The 5,076-nt window shown below is 45.3% G+C and carries 3 protein-coding genes; all 3 read right to left on the bottom strand.

What is annotated here, in order from left to right; genetic code table 11:
- Window positions 1–1,225 (bottom strand): type III-B CRISPR module-associated Cmr3 family protein (locus ACLQ6D_RS04710; protein ID WP_411726130.1); only part of this gene is annotated, 1,225 nt, incomplete at its 3' end.
- Window positions 1,222–3,303: a type III-B CRISPR-associated protein Cas10/Cmr2 gene (cas10, locus tag ACLQ6D_RS04705; RefSeq protein ID WP_411726129.1), complete on the bottom strand. Its 2,082-nt coding sequence runs from the start codon at window positions 3,301–3,303 to the stop codon at window positions 1,222–1,224. The genes ACLQ6D_RS04710 and cas10, both read right to left, overlap by 4 nt.
- A 2-nt stretch (window positions 3,304–3,305) precedes the next feature.
- Window positions 3,306–4,592 carry a type III-B CRISPR module RAMP protein Cmr1 gene (gene cmr1 / locus ACLQ6D_RS04700; protein WP_411726131.1) on the bottom strand — a complete coding sequence of 429 codons (1,287 nt, stop codon included), beginning with the start codon at window positions 4,590–4,592 and terminating at the stop codon, window positions 3,306–3,308.
- Between the last annotated feature and the right edge of the window lie 484 nt (window positions 4,593–5,076).

Below are 5,076 nucleotides of genomic sequence, written 5' to 3'. Positions count from 1 at the left end.
GTTTAAACCAGGGGGCGACGGTTACTAATCCACGTCCCAGTGCTTTATCAAGCGCGTTGCCATTATCAAGCTGAGCCGATTGCAAAGCCTGAAGCGCCTCTTGAATATCGCCATTGCTATTAGTTACCTTGCAGTAAAAAACACTGCCTGCCGGTAGAAGGCTTTGCACGGGTTTCGGTGTAGCCTTACGCACATCCCAACCGCCTTCGCGCAGGACTTTGCCGATCACCGCGCAGTGTAGCGTTAAAGCGATGTCGCCAATTTTTCCGCACCAGACGGTTTCGCCGTCTTGCTCGCTCGGCTCAAAGTTGGGTAATGGCGTGTATATTTTATTCTGCGGCGGCTCTTTACTATCGGCTTGAGTTACATGAATCGCTGACAATAACACCAACTTAATGCCCAAGGTTTCAGCTTCTCCAAATTCGATTTGTGCCAAACTCTTGTTGGTCGCAAACACTTCAAAAGCCGCCGCGCGTCCTTCGCCGCCTAAACGCACCATGCCTGGAGTGCGGTAATCGCCGGCTTCCAGTCCTTCCACATCGACCTCTATCGCTACCGACTCGGCAGGTCGAATATGCTGGGTTTGATACAGATTACCTTGTACGGCGGTGCGGCTTTGATTGCTTCTGGCTATGCCTAAACGGGCTTCGTTGGTAAATAACACTTCTGAGTGGATAAGGTCGTATTGCTCAATTTTAGCCTTTTTTACGACCAAATCAGTTTTTCCATTTAAGACTTTGGCTAAACCCGATTGCGTAAGCCAATAATCTTCCAGCGCTTTAATGCCTTTTATAGCCTTTGGGGCAACTGCCAGGCAAACCTGCTTGCCTAAATCACAGTGTACGGGTTTACCGACCTGTAAAAAATGCAGTTCCTTTAACTTGGCTTTTTCATGCGTTGCTACGAGATCGGCAGGTACGGGATAGAGTCTTTCCCAGTGGTCACTGCCAGGATTTTTTCGGCTCAGGAAAATGCCTTTGATAGCCATTTTACCTAATGAGTCGCTGTCACCGATTCGGTCTTGTAGTTCAGGATAGCCGCCTGGATAGTTGCGCCATTCAACACCCAGATAATCACCGATAGCTGAACGAATTGCTCCCGCCATGGTGGCTGGAGAAGGCGGAAACACGCTGCTTAATTCCGAACCGCCGATAACATCAAACGGGCGTGATTCTCTAAAAAACCAGCTATCGAAGGCGCTAAAACGCCAGGTGAGTCTATTCATAAATTGACTCCTTTTTGGGCTAGAAAGCGAACCAGTAATGCAGCATCGACGCGCACATAATCACTAGCGGGAAAAGAACATTCATCGGTTTTTTCATCAAGCTTTCGGTAAACCGGACGGCATTGCTCTAATAACGGCCCTACCACGGCTTGGGCATGAGTCAGCCGTTTGGATGGTTCCTTAATGTCTTCGCACAAGCCTGATGAAATATATTCGGCAGCCATTAGGTCAATAGCTTGTTCTTGGCTAAGTACGGGTATTTTTTTCTCAGAATTTTCATCATCAGACTCAGGCGGCGGATTTAATAATTCAAAGCGTTCCCTGATTTTGTATAAAAACTTATTACTGAGCTGTCCGTAATCCTTATCATCATCAGCAAAATCCTTGGCTAAACGTTCTAAAATTAACTGTCTGCCATCATCAGCAATAGCTTTATTCCAAGGTCTTGCCCATTGCAACACCCTCCCGCCGGGCTTCCAGACACTAACAGCCAAGGCGTCACGTCCGTATTCATCTTTAGCCACCTTATCCAATAACGTATGAGCCTCTTTTAGTACCTTCATTAGCGGCATTTTGATAGGTGCAAAAATAACGGCGGCGGAAATACTGGTGAACACTTGATTGTTTACGGCTTTAAGTTTATTTAAACCGGCAAAAACGCACTCGTAGTAATCGCGTATTTTTAAGGCACAGGCCAACGCATCCTCCAGCGGCAACACCGCCAACACATCATCGCCCCCGGCATAAATCAAAAAGCCGTTGTTTTCCGCAACCAGTTTGGGGATGTTATCAGTAAAATTCTTCAAGCCCTGGGTAATGGTTCCTTGTTTATCCCTATTGCTCATTTGCACGCCCAAACTATCGCCATCCATCATTAACACGGCATAAAACGGCGTGGCGGGCGGGAGGTCGGGCAGCAGTTTTTGCAGATTCTTTAATTCAGTACGGACTTTTTTCGCCTGATCCTGATTTTTATAAATATTGACATTTTCCAAGGCCGACTCAAAAAACACATTGCCATCCAAAGATTGCCATTTTTTATGCGCGTTTCTGGCTTTAATACAGCGAATGTTATTATCCCATTCGTTATAGTCACCCTCAGTTAATACCATAACCTCGTCGTGAAACCGCCAAAGCTGTGCTTTAATATCAGGATAATGTTCCGCAAGTTCAAACACCTGCTCTAACCAATGTACCGCCGCCATATAAGCAACAGAAGGCCTGCCGATATCAACCTTCCAATTTTTCAATGCCAACGACCAGCCATTAAGCTTAAGGTCTTGCACTTGCTGAAAATAACGCGGGAACCGCCGTTTGATAAAAGCAATGGCGCAAAGATGTTCATTTTCGCGAAAATCGGTTTTGATGCCGGGCTTTCCGTTCTTCAGAACACCCTGCCAAAATGTAGCCAACTCACCGGCATTCGGCCTGTCCGCTCCTGATAACTCCTGCCAACCGTCCATCATCATACATTTCACGCCCGCTTCATCAGGCGGCAAATACGAACGCCAGTTTTTACGCACATCCAGCGCGGAACTGTCCGTTATGTCATCCGTGATATAGACAGATGAATTGATAAAGCGACATTTTGCTTCCTCTCCCTCCGGGAGGGGGTTGGGGAGAGGGGAAACAGATGAAGCTTTATCTTCTACGTCCTCTATAACCCAGCTCATTTCCCAAAAAGCGGCAACCTGCCTGTCCCAGATTGTTTTGGTTCTGTCGCCTGCATTAGCTAAGTCGCCTTCATAGACTTTGCTAGCCAGAGCTTGCCAGGCTTCATTGACAGCATTCACCACTTCTTCCGGCTTAAAGTCATCAGTAACACCAGCCTTAAACCGATTGGGTACGCCGCCTTGTTGCGGTGCAGCGTTTTTACCCTCACCCTTCAGCCACTTCAAATAGTCGTCATCGGGTTTGGGGAATTCAATGGTGCCTTTTTGCTCAATAACAGCCTGCATAGCCACCGCCGAAAGCCACGATAAAATAAACGAACCGGCCCAAAAATCACGAGTGCGACGGGCTTGGGAGATAAAGCTTTGGACAGGGGCTAGGGAAAAGTGGAAGTATTGTGTGGTCATCACTACACCGCCAGCCAAGTGCTGAAAGTTTTTAAATATTCTCTAATGACTTGCCAATTTGTAGCGGGCGTAATATTGTCAACCACGCCCCAATGATTGCCTATCTTTTGCTGTATTTGTACTTGGTCGTTTGCGGCTAAAAACGTAGCGGGTAAAAACGATTGAATAATCATTGTTTCATCATTCGGAAATTGCTGAATGTGAATAAACATAGGTGAGGCGCGGCGTGAGCGTTTAGCTTCGTTGTTTTTACTAGGTGCGTGGACATCTAATTTAAACTCACAACCATTTGATAATTTATAAGAACGTGGCAAACCAAAAGTGATGCTTTTAGGTAATTGTTTGGTAGGCACGGCTGGCTTAGCATAGTCATCAACAATATTATGGTCTGTTCGTTTTTTGGTATGAGCGGCATGGTTGGCAGGTTTGTGATTAATTTGATGACCAGCACCCGCATCAAATCCCCAACCGCGAAACATTTGCATTTTTTCTGCTATCTCTGCCAATGTTTGCCAAGATGTTTGTGCTTTTGCGGGAGAACATAAAATTTGGGAGGATTGACTAAATGCCGTATAAGGCGGTTCGCCTGTCGCGCTTTTATCGATGAGATTTTTAAGCACCTCTAAAACGGCTGGCTGGTTTTGCGGTAGTTCACGGATTTCATCACCTACTTTTAGCGCAGTGATACTGATAGACCCTAAACCTTTGCGTTGCCGACTGCCTAAGCCGCCCAACAAGCCCCATAGCAATAAAAGGTTTTCAAGTTCTTGTGAATAAGCTGAATTTTTACAGAATAGCTGCACAGAGAAAGAGCCGCTGATAAGGGCTGAACGTTGGTAGTAGTTTTTTTTCTTATCGTATTTCATCAGGCCAAGACCCAACAAATACGATTGCCAAGAGTCCTTTAAGTTGTAATGTTCATCCATTGTCCCTGCACTGTATTTTTTGAGGTTCTTAGATTCCACCCGTAACAAAAAAGCCCCTTGCCCCCCCAATTGCTGCTTTTTACCCGTTTTTTCATCCTCATCGGTTTCAGCTAAGCCACCGAACAGAACCGCTTCTTGAGCGTGTAATAACTTTAAAGCGGCTACTTCATTATCCCCAGCTTCTTTTAAAACCCGCCCCCAATTTAACGCCCGCCACCAAAATCGCAATGCCCCTTTAACGGAGGCGGGGCTGATGCCGCTGGCCTTTTGCTCCGCATCACCAATAAACATGGGTGTTACAATGCGATAACTGGCTGTGATTTTTTCTGGCATAAATTCTCCTGATGTACCCAATGCAGCCATCAAATGTGAATGTTGTACTAAACGCTATAGAGCTTTTAAGCCTGTGGCGTTCATTAGAATAGGTTGAATTCTGGTGATGTACGGCATGACAAAAGTAGAATTACTCAGTCTTTGTCATCGCTAAATAACCTGAGTTCGGGATAAGAATAACTCAAAGCAGGGGAAGAAAATATGTTCTGTAGCCAAATTTGTCAAATCGAGCGACAATTTATCTCTTTTAGGAATTGAAAGATCACAGATATTATGATATTTGGAATTTGTAAGGAGGATGCAATTACCCAATGCTCGGAGCGGCATACGGATGTGTTAATTTTGGCTACGTAGTATCATTTAGAAAAATATTTTTTATCTAGTATTTAAAAACAACAACATATTGCTATAATCTAAACCGGATTATCACTTTGTGAGTTAGGCTATGTGGGGTTATAAGAAAATCTGTTTTCTTTTTGTGGTCCTGTTGCTCTCAGCGCCAGGTTACGGTCAA

Origin of the sequence: Methyloglobulus sp. (genome assembly GCF_046714055.1) — a bacterium.
In the GTDB taxonomy this organism is placed as follows: Bacteria; Pseudomonadota; Gammaproteobacteria; order Methylococcales; family Methylomonadaceae; genus Methyloglobulus.
This window is presented reverse-complemented; position numbering and strand designations above follow the sequence as displayed.